Here is a 297-nt window from a genome sequence, read left to right on the forward strand (position 1 = left end):
CTGGGGTGAAGTCGTAACAAGGTAGCCGTATCGGAAGGTGCGGCTGGATCACCTCCTTTCTAAGGAGTAACGAAGCAAGACACCCGCTGGTTCCGGGTGGCAACTTTCTGCTGTTTGGTTTTGAGAGCGCTTTTTTATGTTCAGCCTCTCTGGATGATTCTTTATATGGTAAATTGTTCTTTGAAAACTGCATGATCGTAAAGGCAAAGTAAAGCAAGGTCAAGGAAGAAAGAGCAAAGGGTGAATGCCTTGGCACCGGGAGCCGATGAAGGACGTGGTAAGCTGCGAAAAGCCACG

Annotated in this window: 2 rRNA genes; both read left to right on the plus strand. The window is 48.5% G+C overall.

From position 1 onward, the window contains the following. Positions 1-59 (plus strand): 16S ribosomal RNA (locus AAIG11_RS18030); the annotation flags it as partial. A gap of 158 nt (positions 60-217) precedes the next feature. Continuing rightward, a 23S ribosomal RNA gene (locus tag AAIG11_RS18035) occupies positions 218-297 on the plus strand; the annotation flags it as partial.

Origin of the sequence: Anoxynatronum sibiricum, from assembly GCF_039414295.1 — a bacterium.
Lineage (GTDB): Bacteria > Bacillota > Clostridia > Peptostreptococcales > Tindalliaceae > Anoxynatronum > Anoxynatronum sibiricum.